Below are 18,393 nucleotides of genomic sequence, written 5' to 3'. Positions count from 1 at the left end.
GGCGTGTTATGATGTCACGAACAGCTCGCCGTCGATGACGACCAGCTCGAGCCGGCTCAGCCGCTCGCCGCGGCATGGACCCTGCACGCATAGTCCCGTATCAGGCACGAACTCGGCGCCATGCGCGTGACAGACGATGCGCGTGCCCTCGGCGTTGAGATACGCATCCCTGCGCCAAGCCATCGGTGCGCCATCGATGTGCGGACAGGCATTGCGCCAGCCATGCAACTGGCCCTGCCATCGCACGACGAACAGGCTGTCCTGGCCCTCATCGTCAGGATCGAAGCCGCGCGACTGCGCTTCGCCGATCTCATCGGCGCGACATAGCCGCAACAAGGCAGCCAATCCGGCCTCATGCGTAGTCGCCATTCTCGTGAATCCCCGGGCCCGGGTACCATTTCTTGCGCATCTTCAGCAGGAAGGCCTGCGAGTTGTCCGCCGAGGCCGTCGCCTCGCGCGGTTGCCAGCTCGCATCGTGCTGGTCCATGTCGGCATCCATCTCGATGTGGCAGCCGAACGGGCTGTTGAAGTACCAGAACCAGTTCGATCCCAGGATGTGACGGCCAGGGCCCCAGAACGCCTGATAGCCCTTCTCCACGAAGCGATAGCCGTTGCTGATCATCTCCGAGGGGCCGCCGAAATGGAACGTGAAGTGCTCGACGCCATGCATCTGCGGCGGCGCGCCGATCAGGAAATGGGTGTGGTGATCGAGCGAGCCGCCGGGCTGCAGGAACGGGCCGGTGCCAGTGAAACGGTCGGTGCAGCGGAAGCCGAGGCGATTGACGTAGAAGGCCTCCGCCTTGACCACATCGGGCACGAAATACACGACGTGCGACAGCGAGCGCGGACGGATCACGCTGCCCGGCGGCGGCACGCCGAGACTGTTGATCGGCCGGAACACGACCCCGCCCGGCGCATTCGAGATCTCGCCGGCCAGCACGAAGGGTTTCCGCGCCGTCAGTTGGAAGCCGATCACGAAGCCTGAATCGTCGATCGATTCAATCGAGCCATCAGCCAGCCGCCGCACCTCGCGATCGCGCCGCAGCTCGGCCACGATCGCCCCCAGCGTCGCCTCGTCGGCTACGCCCATGACCGTCTTGCGCAGACGGCAGCCCGGCACGGGCGGCCGCGGCAGCGCCGGATCGTCCTGCCGCGCGATGACCACAGCCGTTCCATCCATCGCCTCGAAGCGGCCGCCGCGATCGGAGACCCCGACCGGCGCAAGGCCGTAGTCGACGAGAAAACGCGACGCGCCAGCGACGTCGTCGACCCCAAATACCAAGCTTTCCAAACCAACGATCTTCATGATCAGCTCCCTCACGCGAGATCTCAGGCGACGCGTCCGCCCAGCGTCTCCGCCACCCAATCCGCGATGTAGTGGCCGGCATTGATGCTGTTGTCGAAGCTCGCATGCTGCGCGCCGCCCTCACGCTCCGTGAAGATCTTCAGCTCGCGCTTCGGCGAATTGACCAGCTGCTCATAGGTCCGCTCCGCCCAATGCAGCGGGATCTGCGAGTCCTTCTCGCCATGCGTCACCAGGAACGGCACCTTGATGCGATCGAGAATGCCGTCGAGGTGGACCTGCTCGGCAATCCGCATGAAGTCGTCCTGATCCCTCGCGCCCCACACCCAGCGTACATGAGCCCAGTAATGCGGGACCGGAAAATTGCCTTCCTTCTGCAGCCGCTTCTTCTGCACATCGCGCCAATCATGATTGGCGCCCCAGGCGACGCCGCAGGCGAAGCGCGGCTCGAAGGCCACCGCGCGCGGGCAGTAATAGCCGCCGAGCGAGACGCCCTCGAGACCGATGCGCTTGGGGTCGACATCGCTGCGGGCCTCCAGCCAGTCGACGACGCGGGACGCCCAGTGCTCGCAGTCGTAACGCGCGGTCAGCCCCTGCAGCCGCAGCGCTTCGCCCGATCCGGGCTGATCGATCACCAGCGACGACACGCCGCGTTTGGCGAGCCAGGCCGGCAGGCCGACGCGGTATTTCATCTCCTTGGTGGAATCCAGGCCGTTGACCTGCACCAGCAGCGGCGCCGGCTCTTCGACACCGGCCGCACGGACCAGGAGACCGGAGATATGAGACCCTTCATAGGGAATCTCGACGCGCTCGCAGTTCTCTTTTGCCAGCGCGATTCCCCTGGCGAAGAGATCGAGACATTTGCGGTACAGCGCCAGACGTCCCGGTGCATCATGCGCCTGGAGACGCTCGCAGGTGATCAGATAGCTCGCCGCGCGGCCATATTTCTCGCCGGCGGACAACAGCCGCCCCTTCGCCTCGTCCTCGGCGGCGAGCGCACTGAGCTTGTCGGCCATCCGGGCCCAGGTCTCGCGGAAGGCCTGGGTACCGCTGGCATCGGGCTGACGCGCAGCCTCCTGCAACGGCGCGCACATCTCCTCGATCTCGCCGATCCGGGCGCCCATCTCGATCGCCAGATCGACCGAGAGATTCCAGACATAGTTGGTCGGAAAATACTTGAACATCATTGCACTTCGGACGCGCTATCGGCCGCGCGCCCCCTCCACGCTTCTTCCCTGGGTCGGGGAATAGCCTGGTTTGACCATTCCGAAAAATTGATTATCAAGATCCGTCACATTGATCTCCTGAATACCTCGCGCGGGGCCGCCGATGCGCTTCAACAACAAGTTCGATCTCAATCTGCTGGTCGCGCTGGACCATTTGCTGCACCTGCGCAGCGTCAGCGGCGCCGCCGCGCGCATGAACATGACGCAGTCGGCGATGAGCAACGCCTTGCTGCGGCTGCGCACCTATTTCGATGACGAACTGCTGGTGAAGATCGGCCGCAAGATGGAGCTGACGCCGCGGGCGGAGGTTCTGAAGGACTCGATCCGGGACCTTCTGGTACGGGTCGATTGGGCCATCGCGTCGTCTGCCCAGTTCGATCCGGCGCAATCCGACCGCTGCTTCAAGATCCTGGCATCGGACTACACGCTGGTGACGCTGATCCCGCGGCTGCTGGCCCGCAGCGAGGCGCTTGCGCCTGGAATCCGCTTCGACTTCATACAGCAGGTGCAGCGGCCGGAGCGCGCGCTTGAGCGCGGCGATGTCGACCTGCTGATCATCCCGGAAGAATTCAGCTCCAAGCTGCACCCGTCCGAGGTGATCTTCGAGGACGATTTCTGCGTCATCGCATGGAGCAAGGGAAAGTATGGCAAGGGCAAGCTGTCACGACAGGATTTCGCGAGGGCGTCCCACGTCGTGATGCGGCCAGCCATCGCGGCGCAATCGCTCGAAACCTATTACCTGGAGCAGCGCAACGCGAGCCGCAGCGAGGACGTGTCGGTCTACGCCTTCACGGCGATCCCGCATCTCGTCGCCGGAACGAACCGGCTCGCCACCGTGCACCGGCGGCTCGCCATCGCCGCGCAGCGCAGCCTGCCGATCCGCATCATCGAACTGCCGATTGCGCTGCCAGTGCTGCTGCAGCGCGTGCAGTGGCACCGCTATCGCTCCAACGATGCCGGCCTGCTATGGCTGCGCAAGCTGATGCAGGAGGTCGTAACCGAGCTGTCCTGATCGTCGCCGGTCCTGCTCGTGGGACAGCCGGCGCAGGACGCCGGCCGCTGGTCGTCTGTGCGATGGAAGACTGGGCCGTGCCGATCAGCGCTTGACCGGCCCGGCTCCCGCCGGCGGCGTGGGCACCCAGAGCGGGAAAGCCAGATTGGCCCAGACGGTATCACCGCGGCTGCCATTCTCGACGTAGAACGTGTGCTGGTAGTTCACGTTGATCTGAAACGGCCCAGCATTATAGGTCAGCGACGGACCGGCGTTGAGCGAGCGCAACCGGTTGCCGTCCTGCACGCCCGCAAAATTGAAGGCCTTGACGCCGTTGATCTTGTCGTCCTGATACTGGTGCGTATAGCCGCCGACGACGCCGAGTTTCCAGGCGCCGATATTGTAGCCTGCGTTGAAGTCGACCACCAGCGCATCGCCGCTGCGATATTGCTGCGACAATTGCGTGAAGGAATTGACCGAGTCGGTGTTGGTGCCGTTGAGCAGCAGACGCGGCGAAACGGCGAACTCGAAGCCCTTCGGATCGGCATAGCGATAGGCGACAACCGGCGAGATGGTCGTATAGTTGGTGCCGACGTTGAGCGGCTGTCGCGCCGAATAGGTGCCGGTGTTCGGCATGATGTCGAGCCCGAACGTGACGGTCTGAACGGGAGACAGCGCCCAGCTCAGGATGATCGGCGAGAAGGTGATGTTGCCAAGACCGTTGGCCTGGAACGAGCCGCCGGGATTGGTGCTTTCCAGGTGCACGAAGGGCACCACGAGCTGCGAATAGACGTGAGCGCCGAAGAATTCACCGGGATAGCTGGCGAGAAAGCGCATCGTCTCCGATACAGCAGACAACTTGAAGTTGATCGGCAGTTTGTTGCCCTGCCCGTCATACAGGCCGTTGGCGCTGGTGTAGCTGGTCTGGCTGATCGCGAACAGGCCAGGGATCGGCGGGAACGACGCGATGAATACGCCGGGCGAGCCCGCGGGATAGTTCGTGGCGGCGTTCTCGGCCGCCCATGCTCCCTGGATCATTGCAGCCAGCAGCAACGCTACGGAAGCGGACCGCTTCAGTCCTCTCGTCATCATTCCCCCCTTGGCGGCGCGTTTTCTACGAAACGAGCTTGCCCCGACCGGCCGATGCGACGCGCCGGCGCCCAACCGATCGCGCCATTGATGGGCGATCCCCGATCATTCGTAAAATTGATCGTTTTGATTTGAGATATTTATAGATTTGATATGAATGCTGCGGCGGGTGTGACGTTGCAGCGTTGGCTCCAACGAATAAGGCCTCTGAAGTCACCCTCAGAGGCCTGGTGTCTACGCAACCGGTAGAGGCACTATCACGCGACGATCATCTCGTCTGGTTCTGCACGCGAGACGCTTGTCCCTGCTTTGGCTGATGTGCCACCGCGGCATCGTTCCAGACGATCGCCTCCACGCAATTGCCACCGGCACCGGCAACCGATGCTTGGCATTGCGCCAGAGTCGAAAAACACCCCTTCACCGCGGAATCCTTTGCGCAGTATTCGGCGGCTTGTGCCCATGAGGAATTCAGCAGCAATGCACCGGCCACACAGAGCGTGGGCACAGCAATCCTGAAGATCGATTTCATATCAAAGTCCTTCTCATCCGCGGTCGGCCAAGTGGATCCTTGCCACTCCGTAAGCGGACAATGCGACGCGTGCGAGCCCTTGATAATTGGGATTGGTACAAACAGCATCTTTGGATTCGACGCATAATCCCTTCAGGCTTGGCCGGCTATCCGCCTCGCTGGAGGTCGCCCCGGCAGTGGGCCGGCCGCTCCCGCGGCGTCATCTGTCAACATAGACTTGCTCCCCGCCGTCTGCCGGGGTGCCCGGATTGCTTTGTGAGTAAGCTTTGCAGGTCTTGCGTTACTATCTCTCAGCTCACGGCAGATCGGTGATTTTCAGGCCGGACATCGGTATCGGGACACGGCACACGCAAACTGGAGATGCGGCACGAAGATCGCCGTCGCGAGGCTTCGTGTTGATGGTCGGTATCACCGATGCACTCGCCGGAAAGGTCGCTGCGTCGACGGCATCGTCAAATGCGATCAGCACGGGGATCATGATCTCTGACGCGTGCATTGACCCGCCGTCTTCGCCCGAGAGGCGCAGCAGGGCCGTCTTTTCTGAAACCTCGACGACATGGCCGGACAACGTACGGTCCGGCGGACCCTTGATGTCGATCGATACGGGCTGTCCAGCAGCTATCCGGGTCGCGTGGCGATCGTCGAAATAGGCAACGACGTACGCCGTATCCGATTTGGCGTCCATTTGGACGACGGCGTCGTTCGTCGAAACAAGATCGATCGTGAGCGTCAGATGATACCAGCCGGCGGCGCCCAGGAGGGCGGCACCGGTCATTGTCGCGTAGACGAGGCGGCGACGTGAGCCAAATCCAGCGATGGCGCGCTGGGCCAGATAAGCCAGAGTGCCGAATCCTGTTCTGATCAAGTGTGCGGCGTGAGGCCGGTATCGCGATCTCGCGAACATGTGAAAGGCTGCCTTGTGATTGGAGAAATTCGCCCAATATAGGGAGCGGCCGCCGACCGCGAGACGGTGGCCAGGCGCGGGCAGGATGCCGACGAACTCGCATTTGCTCTTTCTCGGATCAGTTTCGATCCAAATGCCAGTTTGGGCGCGCGCCGCTGTTCTGATAAGGCGGGACGGACGAAATGGGTAATTTGGGTTTTGCAGATAATGGCTCGCGTTCAGCTTTCTGAGCTTACGGCATTCGTCGCTGTCGCCGAGCGCCTCAGCTTCACCAAGGCGGCCCGAGAACTCGGGATGGCGTTGCCGACCATCAGCCAGACTGTCAGATCGCTCGAGGAGGATCTCGGGGTCCGGCTCTTCAATCGGACGACCCGCAGCGTGGCGCTGACGGAGGCAGGAGAGCGGCTGCTTGCAGAAGTCCTGCCGGTGCTCGAGGGCGTAGGTCAGGCGCTTGAAAGCATCAACCTGTTCCGGGAGAAGCCGATCGGGACTCTGCGTCTCACCGTCGTTCGTCCGTTCGGGTTGAGACAGCTGGCGCCATTGATCCGATCGTTCTCGGCCGAGTATCCGGACATTCGTCTGGAGATCGCTTTGGACGACGCCAACGTCGATATCGTCAAACACCGCTTCGATGCGGGGATTCGTGTCGGCAGCGGCGTGGGACGAGACATGAAGATCGTGCGCATGCTCGATGACTTTGCTATGCTGACCGTGGCATCGCCAAACTACTTATCGAGGCATCCGGAGCCCTTGAGTCCCGGCGATCTACGTCGTCACAACTGCCTCAAATACAGATCGCCAGGCGAGAATTCGATCCATCAGTGGACCTTGAGCGACGGTCGTCAGAAAATGGACGTCCCCGTCGAAGGGTCTCTTGTCGTGAACGACCTTGATCTTCTGGTGGAGGCGGCCTTGAACGGCGTCGGCATCGCCTATTTGCCGAGACCGATCGTCGAGACTCATTTGGCAGCAGGGCGATTGGTGCATGTCCTGCCGGGCTGGGAGTACATGATGCCAGGCATTTTCCTGTTTCACCCAAGCCGGCGCCAAGTGCCCGTACCGCTGCAGGTCTTTGTGAAATTCATACAGAAGTGGCGAAAGACGCTGTCGGTCGGCGTGCACCAATCACCCTAGACCTCGGCGGACTTGGTCGACGCGGTCAGCATTGCCGACCGCTCGGGTCATGGCGACCAGGCGCAGCTCAGTTGCCGAAGCCGCTTCGGCCGTTCACCGGGCCGAGCCCGCGCGGCGACAGTGCCTCCGACCCATGATGGGATTATCGTTTTCGTCCGGTTCGCGATAGACTGCCCTCTTCCGCCACCAGAAAGTCCCCTCCTCCATGCGAACCAATTCCCTGCAGAGCAAAGATATCGCCCACCAGATCCATCCCGCGACCAATCTGAGGCGGCACGAACGCGTCGGTCCGATCGTCATCGATCGCGGCTCCGGCATCTATGTCTATGACGACGAGGGGCGCGAATATATCGAGGGCCTGGCCGGGCTGTGGAGCGTGGGCGTCGGCTTCGGCGAGAAGCGCCTGGTCGAAGCTGCGACACGCCAGATGGCCAAGCTGCCCTATTACCACATCTTCGCGCACAAGACGCATGAGCCCTCGACCCTGCTGGCCGAGAAGCTGGTGTCGATGGCGCCTGCCAACCTGAAGCACGTCTTCTTCACCAGCTCCGGCGGCGAGGCCAACGATTCCGCCATCAAGTTCGTCTGGTACTACAACAACGCGCTCGGGCGGACCGACAAGAAGAAGTTCATCGCCCGCCAGGGCGCCTATCACGGCATCACGATCGCCGCCGGCAGCCTCACCGGCCTGCAGGCCAATCAGCGCGGCTTCGACCTGCCGCTGCCGTTCGCCAAGCACCTCACCTGCCCGCATTACTACCGCTTCGGCCTGCCCGGCGAGAGCGAGGAGGCGTTCACCGAGCGGCTGGCCAAGGAGCTCGAGGACCTGATCCTCAGCGAGGGCCCGGATACGGTCGGGGCCTTCATCGGCGAGCCGCTGATGGGCGCCGGCGGCGTGATCGTTCCGCCGGTGAATTACTGGCAGCGCATCCAGGAGGTCTGCCGCAAATACGATGTGCTGGTGATCGCCGACGAGGTGATCAACGGCTTCGGCCGGCTCGGCACCCTGTTCGGCTGCGACACGTTCGGCATCAGGCCGGACATCCTGGTCTGCTCCAAGCAGATCACCTCGTCCTACCAGCCGCTCGCCGCGGTGCTGATCAGCGACGAGATGTACCAGGCGATGGCCGACCAGTCCGACCGGCTCGGCACCTTCGGCCACGGCTATACGGCGAGCGCCCACCCGGTCGCGACCGCCGTCGCGCTGGAGAACCTGGCGATCATCGAGGAGCGCAACCTGGTCGCCAATGCGGCCGAGGTCGGTGCGCACCTGCATGCGGGGCTGTCGCGTTTTGCCGATCATCCGCTGGTCGGCGAGGTCCGCGGCCGCGGCCTCATCGCTGCCGTCGAGCTGGTTGCCGACAAGGCGACGAAGGCCCGCTTCGACCCGGTCGGCAAGGTCGGACTGAAGTTCTTCGATCGCGCCCATCAGCACGGCCTGATCATCCGCAACGTCGGCGACAGCATCGCGATCTGTCCGCCGATGATCATCACCGCCGCGCAGGTCGACGAACTGCTGAAGCGCTTCAAGGCGACGCTCGACGACATCACCGACTGGGTCAACGCCGGCATGCCGGAGGCCTGACCCCTCGCCTGCGTGTGCCTTGGTCCCTTCGCCGGCGAAGGCGCACGCCCCTCATTCGAGCGCGGTCCTCGACGCCCAATCATTCAGCGCCGAGGGCCGAGCCGCGTCGCGGCATCCGGCCCTCAGAAGTCTGCGACCTTCGTCGCCCCATGGCGCGCAAAGCGCCCGGGGGCGTAAGGCTTGGGATCGACGATCGGCGTGGCAGCTGTGAGGAGGTCGGCGATGAGGTGACCGGCACCGGGTCCGATGCCGAAGCCGTGGCCGCTGAAGCCCGCGGCCACGATCAAGCCGGGCATGGCAGCCAATTCGCCGATCACCGGCACGCCGTCCGGCGTGGAGTCGATATAGCTCGCCCAGGTCGCCGTGACCTTGCTCTGTTTCAACGCCGGCAGCAGCGCCAGGGCACGGTCATGGGTGAGGCGGATGGTCGCCTGATCCGGCGTTGGATCGAGAATGCGCGTGGACTCCATCGGCGTCGGCGCGTCGAGCCGCCAGCGCCCGAGCGTCTCGTGCCCCATTCTCAGCCCTTCGAAGCCGCCCGGCAGCAGGCTGCGCCAGCGCTTGGCGAACATCGGCAGGAAATGTTGCGCGAAGCGCAGCTGCTGCAGGGTCGGATCGACGCGGCCGCGGCCGCTGATGGCCAGCGTATGGCCGCCATCGCCGCGCCTCGTGATCGAAACCGCAGCGGTGTGCAGCGCCGGCGGCAGCGGCTCCGCGGACGGCGACAAGGCAAGCGCCGAGGCGCGGATCGAGGCAATGGGGAGCGCGACGCCGAGCTGATGGCAGAACGATGAGGCCCAGGCGCCGGCCGCAAGCACCGCGGTCGGCGTGCGGATCGTACCGCGCTCGGTGACGACGGCGGAAAGCCGGCCGCCGCTGGTCTCGACGCCGCGCACGGCGCACATCTGGTGCACCGAGCCACCCTGCTTCAGGATCGCGCGCGCCACGGCGGGCGCAGCATCGGCGGGACTGGCGGTGCCGTCGGTCGGCGAGAACACGCCGCCCTTCCAACTGCGCCCCGTGGCCGCGCCGCGCGCGGTGGCCTGGCGACTATCGAGCATATGCGTCGTGACGCCAGCGGTCCTGGCAAACTCGCCCCAGCGCGCCCAGCCGGCGAGCTCCGCTTCGTCATTGCTGAGATAGAACAGGCCACAGCGCGAGAAGCCGGTCGCCTCGCCGCTGTCGGCGGCGAAGCGTTCCCACAGATCGAGGCTGAGCGTCGCCATCGGCAACTCGCGCGCGTCGCGGTTCTGCTGCCGGCACCAGCCCCAGTTGCGGCTGGACTGCTCGGCGCCGATGCGGCCCTTCTCGACCAGCGCGACCGAGAGGCCGCGCCGCGAAAGGTAATAGGCGGCGAACACGCCGACGATGCCGCCCCCGATGACCACGGCATCTGCACGCTCAGGCAGCGTGGGGGATGTTTCGACGTGCACCAATGGTGCGGGCATGCAGGGTCTCCGGCTCTCGGCTGTGACAGGTTAGAGCGGTATCCGGCACGGCGGGCGCTGGATTGGGCAGCCGGACGGCATTTGATTCTGCTGACAACCGCCCCGCCGGTGCATTGTTTTGCATTGCATAATTTGAATGATTGCGGCCCCATTCTTGCTTCACGGACATTCCGATGGCTCCATGGCAGCATTTTCTGCTGTAATGGGTCCGCACGCGTCGTCACACGGGATCCCGGCCTCATGAAGCTCGATCGCATCGACATCAAGATCCTGCACGAACTGCAGAAGAACGGCCGCGTCACCAATGTCGAGCTGGCCGAGCTGGTCAACCTGTCGCCGAGCCCCTGCCTGATGCGGGTGAAGAAGCTGCAGGCCGAGGGCTATATCGAAGGCTATTCGGCGCAGATCTGCGTCTCCAAGCTCGGCCAGACGCTGACCGTGTTCACCGAAGTGACCCTGAAGAACCATCGCCAGATCGACTTCGCGCGCTTTCTCGCCGCGGTGGAGAAGATCGACCAGGTGATCGAGTGTCATCTCGTCTCTGGCGGCTACGACTACATGATGAAGTTCGTCACGGCGGGGATCGGCGAGTATCAGACCATCATGGAGCGGCTGACCGACATGGACATCGGCATCGAGAAATATTTCAGCTTCGTCGTGCTGAAGTCGCCGATCGTCAAGCCCTATCTGCCGCTGACCAGCCTGTTCCAGATGTAGGTGCGCGGTCAGCGCTGGCAGTAGGCGCGGACCTGTTCGGGATCCTGGCGCAGATTGTCGAGCCATGTCGGATCGAGCTTCGGCACCGACGACAGCAGAAGCTGCGTATAGGGATGCTCCGGCCGCGCCATGGCCTCGGGCGTGATCTGCTCGATCTTGCGGCCGCGATACATCACGACGATGTCGTCGCAGATCGCCTCGACCACCGACAGGTCGTGGCTGATGAAGACATAAGCGAGATCGAGCTCGCGCTGCAGCTCTTTCAGCAGATCGATGATCGCGGCGGCGACGACGGTGTCGAGCGCCGAGGTGATCTCGTCGCAGACGATCAGCTTCGGATCAGCCGCCAGCGCGCGGGCGAAGTTGACCCGCTGCTTCTGGCCGCCCGAGAGCTCGGCCGGACGCCGCAGCCGCAAGCTCCGCGGCAGCTTCACCATATCGAGCAGCTGGTCGATCCGCGCGCTGCGCGGCTTGCGCGCCATGCCGTGATAAAAGGTCAGCGGGCGGCCGAGAATGTCCTCGACGGTCTGCGCCGGATTGAGCGCCGTATCGGCATGCTGGAACACGATCTGCAATTGGCGCAGCTGGTCCGCGCTGCGGCTACGCGCGCTGCGTCCGAGTTCGCGGCCGTCGAACACGACGCCGCCGGCGAAAGGCGGCAGGATGCCGGCGATGGCACGGGCGAGCGTCGACTTGCCGCAGCCGGATTCGCCGATGATGCCGAGATTGCGCCCGCGCGCGACGCGCAGGCTGACGTTCTCGACCGCCACGATCGCAGGCTGGCCGTCCGAGCGCAGCGGACCATAGCCGACCGACACCTCATGAACCTCAAGCAGCGCCTCGGCCGCGGTGGGACCGCTCACTGCAGGCCGCGGCGCGTGGTGCGGCGTCACGGCGGCGAGCAGTTGCTGCGTATAGGGGTGCTGCGCGCGCGCGAGAATATCGCGGGTCGCTCCGGATTCCTGCACCTCGCCGTTCCGCAGCACGACGATACGGTCGGCGATCTGGGCGACAACCGCGAGATCATGCGAGACATAGATGCCGGCGATGCGGTGCGCCGAAATCACCGATTTGAAAGCTCTGAGTACCTCGACCTGCGTCGTCACATCGAGCGCCGTGGTCGGCTCGTCGAAGATCAGCAGTTTGGGATTCGCGATCAAAGCCATGGCCGCCGCCAGCCGCTGCAGCTGGCCGCCGGACACCTGATGCGGATAGCGATCGCCGATCATCTCGGGATTGGGCAGCGACAGCGCGCGGAACAGCGCCACCGCCTTGGCGCGCGCCTCCTCCAGCGGCATCACGCCGTGGATGCGCACGACCTCGATGACCTGGTCCATGATCCGGATCGCCGGATTGAACGCCGCGGCCGCGCTCTGCGGCACATACGCGATCTTCGCGCCCCGTACCGCGGCCCGGTCCTTTTCGGACAGCGCCACCATGTCGACGCCGTCGACCGCGACCGTGCCGCCGACGATCCTGCAGCCCGCGCGCGCATAGCCCATCAGGGTCATGGCAATGGTCGTCTTGCCGGAGCCACTCTCGCCGATCAGCGCGACGATCTCGCCCTCGGCGATGTCGAGATCGACGCCCTTGATGATCGCGATGGTGCGGCCGGAATCGGTGGTCGCCTCGACGCGAAGCTCGCGGATCTCAACGAGGCTCGTCATCTAGGAGTTCTCCCGGTCGCGGATCTTGGTCGGCAGATTGTCGATCAGGAGGTTGACCGCGATGGTCAGGCTGGCAATCGCCAGCGACGGGACAATCACGGCCGGCGCGGCATAGGGCAAACCGCCGATGTTCTCGCGCACCAGCGCGCCCCAATCGGCGTAGGGCGGCTTGACGCCGAGGCCGAGGAAGGACAGCCCCGACAGCAGCAGCACGATGAAGACGAAGCGCAAGCCGAGATCGACCAGCACGGGACCGATGATGTTGGGCAGGATCTCCGCACGGATCAGATAGAACAGGCTCTCGCCGCGGATGCGGGCCACCACGACGAAATCCATGGTGTTGATATTGACGGCGAGCGCGCGGGCGAAGCGGAAGGCCCCGGGGATGTAGATCACCGCCATCGTCACGATGAGAACGGGAATCGACGATCCCACCGCAGCGACAACGACGAGGCTGAACAGCTTGCTCGGGATCGAGTTCAGCGCATCGAGAAACCGGCTCAGCACCATATCGACGACGCCGCCGGTGATCGCCGCAATCATGCCGAGCATGACCCCCGACACGCCGGCGATGATGACGGAGGCAATCGAAATGCCGAGCGTATATCTGGCGCCCATCAGGATGCGCGAGGTCATGTCACGGCCGAGATAGTCGGAGCCGAGCCAGAGTTCGCGGCTGATCGGGCCGAAATAGTCGGTGTCGACGATGTCGCCGATCGGATGCGGAACGATCGCGGGCGCGGCGAGCGCCACCACGATCCAGAATCCCACGACCAGCGCCCCCGCCACGCCGACAGCATTGATGCGGTAGCCAAATCGCTGATGGCGCGGAGCGGATTTCGCGACGCTGGTCATCGCAGCCTCGGATTGGAGAGGATGGCGATGATGTCGGCCGTGGTCGTCAGGAACAGATAGCCGAAGCAGAAGATGATGGCGCAGCTCTGGATCAGCGGCAGATCGCGGGTCGACACCGCGTCGACCATCAGCTTGGCGATGCCAGGATAGTTGAAGACGGTCTCGACGATGATGACGCCACCAAGGAGATAGGACAATGACAGCGCCACCGCATTCACGATCGGACCGAGCGCATTGGGGAGCGCGTGGTGAAAGACGAGCCGGCCGCGCGAGGCGCCCTTCAGCAGCGCCATCTCGACATAGGGCGTGTTCAGCGTCTCGACCACGGCCGCCCGGCTCATCCGGATCATCTGCGCCGAGATCACGACGGTGAGCGTGACGACCGGCATCGCGTAAGCGCGCGCGAAATCATAGACGGTGCGGATCTCGCTGGTGAAGGACACCGCCGGCAGCCAGTTGAGATAGACCGCAAACAGCAGCACGGCGAGCGTCGCGATCATGAACTCCGGAACAGAAACCACGCCGATGATCGCGATGGTGAGGCAGCGGTCATACAGCGTGTTGCGCAGCATCGCCGCGGTGATGCCGAGCGTCAGCGCCAGCGGCACCGAGATGACCGCTGTGAGGCCGGCGAGCTTGAGGGTGTTGACGAGCCGTCCTGATATCAGCTTGGCGACCGGCATGTTGTTGGCATAGGAGACGCCGAGGTCACCATGCACCACGCCGGCGAGCCAGCGCAGGAAGCGGAAGATCGCGGGATCGTCGAGGTGCATCGCCTTGCGCAGGCCTTCGACGGCCTCCGGGGTCGCGGCCTGGCCGAGCAGGATGGTCGCGGTGTCGCCCGGCAGCATCGCGGTGGCGAAGAACACGGCGAATGAAACAATGATCGCGGTGACCAGCGCGATGGCCAGCCGGGCAAGGACGAGGGAGACGATCCGATGTTTCACACTGGGCGTCCGTGAGCCTGATCAGAGGATGTTGGTCAGTTGGACACCGGCCTCAACGCCGGCGGCCAGCGTCTCTGACATTCACGAATCGAGCCAGACATATTCAGCAAAGGCATATCCCATCATGCCGCCGAGCGGGCTCGGCTCCAAGCCCTTCAGCTTGGACGAGGTGGCATCAATATTGGAGATATAGGCCGGAATGATGGTGCCCGCCTCCTCCGCGATCTTGACCTGCATCTCGGCATACATCTGCTTGCGCTTGGCCTGGTCGAGCATCCCGCGCGCCTCGAGCATCATCTTGTCGAACGTCTCGGACTTGTAGCGGCTCTCGTTCCAAGGCGCCTCGGAGGCGTAGAGCAGCGAAAACAGGATGTCCGGCGTCGGCCGCGGATTGATGTTGCCGAAATGGACCGGCGCCTTCAGCCAGTAATTGTCCCAATAGCCGTCCGACGGAACGCGCTGCACGTCGAGCGTCAGTCCGACCGCCGCGGCCGAGGCCTGGATCACCATCGCCATCTCGATCGCGGAGTTCGCAGCTTCCGATGCGACCACCGGGATCGGCGTACCGAGCACGCCGGCCTTCTGGAACAGGAATTTCGCCTTGTCCGGATCGAACGGCTTCGGCTTGAGGTCGGGATTGTGGAAGAAGTTGGCCGGCGAGACCGGCTGGTCGTTGCCGACGACCCCGAAGCCGCGCAGGACCGATTTGACGATCTGCTCGCGGTTGACGATGTGCTTCATGCCATCGATGAAATCTTTCTTGTTGCCCGGGGCCATATCGAGCCGCATGTTGAGATCGGTGTAGTTGCCGGTCGTCGATTTCGACAGCGCGATCCCCTCCTTGCCCTCGATCAGGCGGAGCGAGCGCGGATTGATGCTGGCCGCGAGCTGAATATCGCCGGAGAGCAGCGCGTTGACGCGCGCATTCTCTTCCGTGATCGCGATGAACTCGATCTGGTCGAGATAGGGACCGTCCTTGAAATAGTTCTTGTTGCGCACGCCGATCGAGCGCACGCCCGGCTCGAAAGCCTCGCGGACGAAGGCGCCGGTACCGTTCGCCTTGGAGAAGTCGGTGGTGCCGTCGGCCACGATCATGAAGTGATGCAGCGCGAGGATCATCGGCAGGTCAGCGTTCGGACTCGCCAGGGTGATCTCGACGGTGGTCTTGTCGACCGCCTTGAAGCCGGTCATCTGCGCCGCGATCTTGGCCACCTTGGAGCCGGTCGCCTTGTCGAGATGCCGCTTCAGCGAGAACACGACGTCGTCAGCCGTCAACGGCTTGCCGTCGTGGAAGGTGACGCCCTTCTTGAGCTTGACCGTCCAGGTCTGCGCATCCGTCGACTCCACGGCTTCAGCGAGCTCCATCTGCGCCGCGCCGTTCTTGTCGAGTGTCGTCAGCCGGTTGTAGAACGAGCAGCAGCGGACATAGTCGGTCGAGAACGACGCCTTGGCCGGATCGAGCGTGTCGGCGGTCGAGGTCGACCATCCCGCCGCCTTGATTGATCCGCCCTTCTTCGGCGTTGCCGCGTCAGCGCGCTCGGCGCGGCCGAGGATGGTGCTGCCTGCAGCGAGCGCGACACCGTTGGCTAACATCATCTTCAGGAGATCCCGGCGCGACGCGCCGCGCCGGATCGCCGCCTCGACCAGCACATCGTCACGCGAAGTCCAGTTGGTGATCCCGTTGCTCATGTCATCCGTCCCCTGTTTGCGATCCGGCAGAATGAAATCGTCAGCAGTTCGTTATGTCGCAGGCACGTGGTCCACCGCGTCGGCCAGTTCGGCCATCGAATGGAAATGAAAATCCGGCTTCGTGAAGGACGCGGGCGCGATGGTGCCGCCATAGCCCTGCTTGTCGTGACGCCGCTCGATCCAGCAATTGGTGATGCCGAGCTGCCGGGAGATGCCGATGTCGTGATACTGGCTCTGCGCGACATGCAGGATCTGCGAGGTGGTGCCGCCGTCGCGTGCGACGAAGTCGAATACCTGGGTGAAGAAGCAGGGATCCGGCTTCTCCGTCCCGGTGTCGTCGACCGTAAAGGTCGCGTAGAACGGCGAACCCAGCTCGCGCTCGAAATGATCCAGCGCCCAACGCCGCGCATTGGTCATTGCGATGAGCTTGTAGCGACTGGCGAGGCGGGCCATGGCCGCGGCGCTGTCGGGAAACGCCTTCCAGCGCGCGGCCGAATCGCGGAAGCGCTCGCCGAGCGTGGTCTGTCTGGGCAGACCGAGTTGCGGTGCAATGACGTCATAGACGCGCACGAGATCATCCGGGAAACGATCCGCGTCGGCGGCGTAGCGTGCAGCGCGGTACAGGCTGAGCGCCTGCTCACCATCGATGACCTTGCTGGATTCCGCCGCGATGTCGCCGAGGCTGGTGACGATCCCGCCTTCGAAGTCGATCAGCGTGCCGACCACATCGAAGGTCAGATACCTGAATTGGGCGAGATCCATCGTGCTCATCCTGGTGTGCGGTGTTCTTTGTGGCGGTCCCAGTGTGAGGCTGGGTTCCGGCGAAAACTTCCGAATTGCGGGGACCCCACGGCACAAAATTGCGAATAGGAGCGGGCGCCGACATATCGGCGCTGCTGCACAGGCCGCGGTCTGCCGGTGCCCGGTTTCATGGCATGGCTTGGCGGACGTCCGGGTCGGCCAGGGTCTGGTCGAGCGTTCGCGCGGTCCGCGCGATGATGGCATCGATATCGGACTCGCTGCAGCACAGCGGCGGCGCGTAGCCGAGCACCCCGGTCGGAAACGCGCGAATGACGAGCCCATTGGCCCAGGCGCGATCGAAGATTCGGCGCGACGGCTCGGCGCTGGCCGGCAAGGGCGTCTTCTTCTCCTTGTCGACCACAAGTTCGATCGCGGCCAGGAGGCCGCGGCCGCGGACCTCGCCGACCAGCGGATGATCCTGCATCGCGCGCAGGCCCGCCATCAGCCGCGCACCGGCACGCCGGCCATTCTCCAACAGGCCGCTCTCATACAGATCGAGCACGGCAAGGCCGACGGCCGCACTCACCGGATGGGCCGAATAGGTATAGCCGTGCCCCACGGCCGCCGCCCCTGCCCCATCGGCGATCACGCCATAGACATGATCGGACATCAGCACCGCGCCCATCGGGACGTAGCCGGAGGTCAGGCCCTTGGCCACGGTCATGAGGTCCGGGACGACCTCGTCATCGGTGCAGGCGAACAAGGGTCCGGTACGGCCGAAGCCGGTGATCACCTCGTCGGCGACGAACAGGATGCCGTGCTGCCGGCAGCGCGCGCGGATCGCCTTCATCCAGCCGTCGGGCGGCACCAGCACGCCGCCGGAGCCCTGGATCGGCTCAGCATAGAACGCCGCCACCCGCTCAGGCCCGCCGAGTTCGGCGATCTTGGCGTCGAGCGCGGCGAGCGAAGCCGCAATGATCGCATCGGCATTGCGGCCGACCGGATTGCGATACGGGTAGTGCGAGGGAATCTTGTGCTGCCAATTGAGCGGCACGCCGAAATTGGCGTGGAATGCGGGCAGCGCCGTCAGTCCCGCGCCGACCGTCGAGGAGCCGTGATAGCCCTGCTGCAGGGTGATGAACTGGTCGCGCTGCGGCTGGCCCTTCACGTGCCAGTAATTGTGGATGAAGCGCACCGTGCTGTCGACGGCATCCGAGCCGCCGAGCGTGAAGTAGACGTGGTTGAGATCGCCGGGCGCACGCTCGGCCAGCGCCGCCGCGAGGCGGATGGCAGGCTCCGAGGCGAGGCTGAAATAGCCGGTGGCGTAAGGCAGCTCGCGCATCTGCTTGGCGGCCGCCTCGACGATGCTCTCGTGACCATAGCCGGCATTGACGCACCACAGGCCTGCGAAGCCGTCGACCAGCTGATGGCCGGAGGCATCGGTGACGACGGCGCCCTTGGCCGATGTCAGGACGCGCGCGCCGGAGGCCTCGTGGCCGCGATAGGACGCAACCGGATGCACCAGATGGGCGCGGTCGAGTTCGATGAGCGAGTTGCTGAGCATGACG

Annotated in this window: 17 protein-coding genes; 4 read left to right on the top strand and 13 right to left on the bottom strand. The window is 64.3% G+C overall.

Going from position 1 to position 18,393, the window contains the following annotated elements; all coding sequences use genetic code 11:
- Positions 1–6: 6 nt before the first annotated feature.
- The 3 genes from BBTA_RS08995 to BBTA_RS08985 are packed head-to-tail and all read right to left on the bottom strand — an operon-like array spanning position 7 to position 2,487.
- The gene (locus tag BBTA_RS08995) at positions 7–369 is read right to left on the bottom strand and encodes a Rieske 2Fe-2S domain-containing protein (protein ID WP_012042158.1); all 363 of its coding nucleotides are present in this window, start codon (positions 367–369) and stop codon (positions 7–9) included.
- Positions 353–1,306: a VOC family protein gene (locus BBTA_RS08990; protein ID WP_012042157.1), complete on the bottom strand. Its 954-nt coding sequence runs from the start codon at positions 1,304–1,306 to the stop codon at positions 353–355. The genes BBTA_RS08995 and BBTA_RS08990 overlap by 17 nt, the downstream gene beginning before the upstream one ends.
- Positions 1,307–1,329: 23 nt before the next feature.
- Positions 1,330–2,487: a S9 family peptidase gene (locus tag BBTA_RS08985; RefSeq protein WP_012042156.1), complete on the bottom strand. Its 1,158-nt coding sequence runs from the start codon at positions 2,485–2,487 to the stop codon at positions 1,330–1,332.
- A gap of 145 nt (positions 2,488–2,632) precedes the next feature.
- Between BBTA_RS08985 and BBTA_RS08980 the strand changes: the two genes are divergently transcribed.
- Positions 2,633–3,541, top strand: coding sequence for a LysR family transcriptional regulator (locus BBTA_RS08980; RefSeq protein ID WP_012042155.1), 909 nt, complete (start codon positions 2,633–2,635; stop codon positions 3,539–3,541).
- Between the two features lie 84 nt (positions 3,542–3,625).
- On the opposite strand, the gene BBTA_RS08975 is transcribed toward BBTA_RS08980, so the two are convergent.
- From BBTA_RS08975 to BBTA_RS08970, 3 genes are all read right to left on the bottom strand, one after another.
- Entirely contained in the window at positions 3,626–4,609 is a 984-nt protein-coding gene (locus BBTA_RS08975; RefSeq protein ID WP_012042154.1) for a transporter, read from the bottom strand.
- A 268-nt stretch (positions 4,610–4,877) separates the two neighbouring features.
- Complete coding sequence (locus tag BBTA_RS39980) at positions 4,878–5,138, bottom strand: hypothetical protein (protein WP_148221420.1); 261 nt, start codon at positions 5,136–5,138, stop codon at positions 4,878–4,880.
- 295 nt (positions 5,139–5,433) lie between these two features.
- Positions 5,434–6,003 carry an HlyD family efflux transporter periplasmic adaptor subunit gene (locus tag BBTA_RS08970; RefSeq protein WP_041750505.1) on the bottom strand — a complete coding sequence of 190 codons (570 nt, stop codon included), beginning with the start codon at positions 6,001–6,003 and terminating at the stop codon, positions 5,434–5,436.
- A 105-nt stretch (positions 6,004–6,108) separates the two neighbouring features.
- Here BBTA_RS08970 and BBTA_RS08965 point away from each other — a divergent pair, with 105 nt between their 5' ends.
- Positions 6,109–7,176 carry a LysR family transcriptional regulator gene (locus BBTA_RS08965; protein WP_244424391.1) on the top strand — a complete coding sequence of 356 codons (1,068 nt, stop codon included), beginning with the start codon at positions 6,109–6,111 and terminating at the stop codon, positions 7,174–7,176.
- Between the two features lie 205 nt (positions 7,177–7,381).
- Positions 7,382–8,761, top strand: a complete 1,380-nt coding sequence (locus BBTA_RS08960) for an aspartate aminotransferase family protein (RefSeq protein WP_012042152.1) — start codon at positions 7,382–7,384, stop codon at positions 8,759–8,761.
- Positions 8,762–8,883: 122 nt separating this feature from the next.
- Here BBTA_RS08960 and BBTA_RS08955 read toward each other — a convergent pair whose 3' ends face one another.
- Complete coding sequence (locus BBTA_RS08955; RefSeq protein WP_012042151.1) at positions 8,884–10,209, bottom strand: FAD-binding oxidoreductase; 1,326 nt, start codon at positions 10,207–10,209, stop codon at positions 8,884–8,886.
- Between the two features lie 240 nt (positions 10,210–10,449).
- Between BBTA_RS08955 and BBTA_RS08950 the strand changes: the two genes are divergently transcribed.
- Positions 10,450–10,926: an Lrp/AsnC family transcriptional regulator gene (locus tag BBTA_RS08950; RefSeq protein ID WP_041750504.1), complete on the top strand. Its 477-nt coding sequence runs from the start codon at positions 10,450–10,452 to the stop codon at positions 10,924–10,926.
- 8 nt (positions 10,927–10,934) lie between these two features.
- On the opposite strand, the gene BBTA_RS08945 is transcribed toward BBTA_RS08950, so the two are convergent.
- The 6 genes from BBTA_RS08945 to BBTA_RS08920 form a co-directional block, all read right to left on the bottom strand.
- Complete coding sequence (locus tag BBTA_RS08945; RefSeq protein WP_012042149.1) at positions 10,935–12,593, bottom strand: ABC transporter ATP-binding protein; 1,659 nt, start codon at positions 12,591–12,593, stop codon at positions 10,935–10,937.
- The gene (locus BBTA_RS08940) at positions 12,594–13,448 is read right to left on the bottom strand and encodes an ABC transporter permease (RefSeq protein WP_012042148.1); all 855 of its coding nucleotides are present in this window, start codon (positions 13,446–13,448) and stop codon (positions 12,594–12,596) included.
- Positions 13,445–14,395: an ABC transporter permease gene (locus BBTA_RS08935; RefSeq protein WP_012042147.1), complete on the bottom strand. Its 951-nt coding sequence runs from the start codon at positions 14,393–14,395 to the stop codon at positions 13,445–13,447. Before BBTA_RS08935 ends, BBTA_RS08940 begins: the two co-directional genes overlap by 4 nt.
- An 81-nt stretch (positions 14,396–14,476) precedes the next feature.
- Complete coding sequence (locus BBTA_RS08930) at positions 14,477–16,084, bottom strand: ABC transporter substrate-binding protein (RefSeq protein WP_012042146.1); 1,608 nt, start codon at positions 16,082–16,084, stop codon at positions 14,477–14,479.
- 51 nt (positions 16,085–16,135) lie between these two features.
- Positions 16,136–16,855: an HAD-IA family hydrolase gene (locus BBTA_RS08925; protein ID WP_083780628.1), complete on the bottom strand. Its 720-nt coding sequence runs from the start codon at positions 16,853–16,855 to the stop codon at positions 16,136–16,138.
- Between the two features lie 157 nt (positions 16,856–17,012).
- Complete coding sequence (locus BBTA_RS08920; protein ID WP_012042144.1) at positions 17,013–18,389, bottom strand: aminotransferase class III-fold pyridoxal phosphate-dependent enzyme; 1,377 nt, start codon at positions 18,387–18,389, stop codon at positions 17,013–17,015.
- Between the last annotated feature and the right edge of the window lie 4 nt (positions 18,390–18,393).

Origin of the sequence: Bradyrhizobium sp. BTAi1, assembly GCF_000015165.1 — a bacterium.
In the GTDB taxonomy this organism is placed as follows: domain Bacteria; phylum Pseudomonadota; class Alphaproteobacteria; order Rhizobiales; family Xanthobacteraceae; genus Bradyrhizobium; species Bradyrhizobium denitrificans.
This window is presented reverse-complemented; position numbering and strand designations above follow the sequence as displayed.

Bases quoted from the DNA above. Each gene is read 5' to 3' on its own strand.
- BBTA_RS08995 (WP_012042158.1), bottom strand. From the start codon at position 369: ATGGCGACTACGCATGAGGCCGGATTGGCTGCCTTGTTGCGGCTATGT.
- BBTA_RS08990 (WP_012042157.1), bottom strand. From the start codon at position 1,306: ATGAAGATCGTTGGTTTGGAAAGCTTGGTATTTGGGGTCGACGACGTC.
- BBTA_RS08985 (WP_012042156.1), bottom strand. From the start codon at position 2,487: ATGTTCAAGTATTTTCCGACCAACTATGTCTGGAATCTCTCGGTCGAT.
- BBTA_RS08980 (WP_012042155.1), top strand. From the start codon at position 2,633: ATGCGCTTCAACAACAAGTTCGATCTCAATCTGCTGGTCGCGCTGGAC.
- BBTA_RS08975 (WP_012042154.1), bottom strand. From the start codon at position 4,609: ATGACGAGAGGACTGAAGCGGTCCGCTTCCGTAGCGTTGCTGCTGGCT.
- BBTA_RS39980 (WP_148221420.1), bottom strand. From the start codon at position 5,138: ATGAAATCGATCTTCAGGATTGCTGTGCCCACGCTCTGTGTGGCCGGT.
- BBTA_RS08960 (WP_012042152.1), top strand. From the start codon at position 7,382: ATGCGAACCAATTCCCTGCAGAGCAAAGATATCGCCCACCAGATCCAT.
- BBTA_RS08955 (WP_012042151.1), bottom strand. From the start codon at position 10,209: ATGCCCGCACCATTGGTGCACGTCGAAACATCCCCCACGCTGCCTGAG.
- BBTA_RS08950 (WP_041750504.1), top strand. From the start codon at position 10,450: ATGAAGCTCGATCGCATCGACATCAAGATCCTGCACGAACTGCAGAAG.
- BBTA_RS08945 (WP_012042149.1), bottom strand. From the start codon at position 12,593: ATGACGAGCCTCGTTGAGATCCGCGAGCTTCGCGTCGAGGCGACCACC.
- BBTA_RS08940 (WP_012042148.1), bottom strand. From the start codon at position 13,448: ATGACCAGCGTCGCGAAATCCGCTCCGCGCCATCAGCGATTTGGCTAC.
- BBTA_RS08930 (WP_012042146.1), bottom strand. From the start codon at position 16,084: ATGAGCAACGGGATCACCAACTGGACTTCGCGTGACGATGTGCTGGTC.
- BBTA_RS08925 (WP_083780628.1), bottom strand. From the start codon at position 16,855: ATGAGCACGATGGATCTCGCCCAATTCAGGTATCTGACCTTCGATGTG.
- BBTA_RS08920 (WP_012042144.1), bottom strand. From the start codon at position 18,389: ATGCTCAGCAACTCGCTCATCGAACTCGACCGCGCCCATCTGGTGCAT.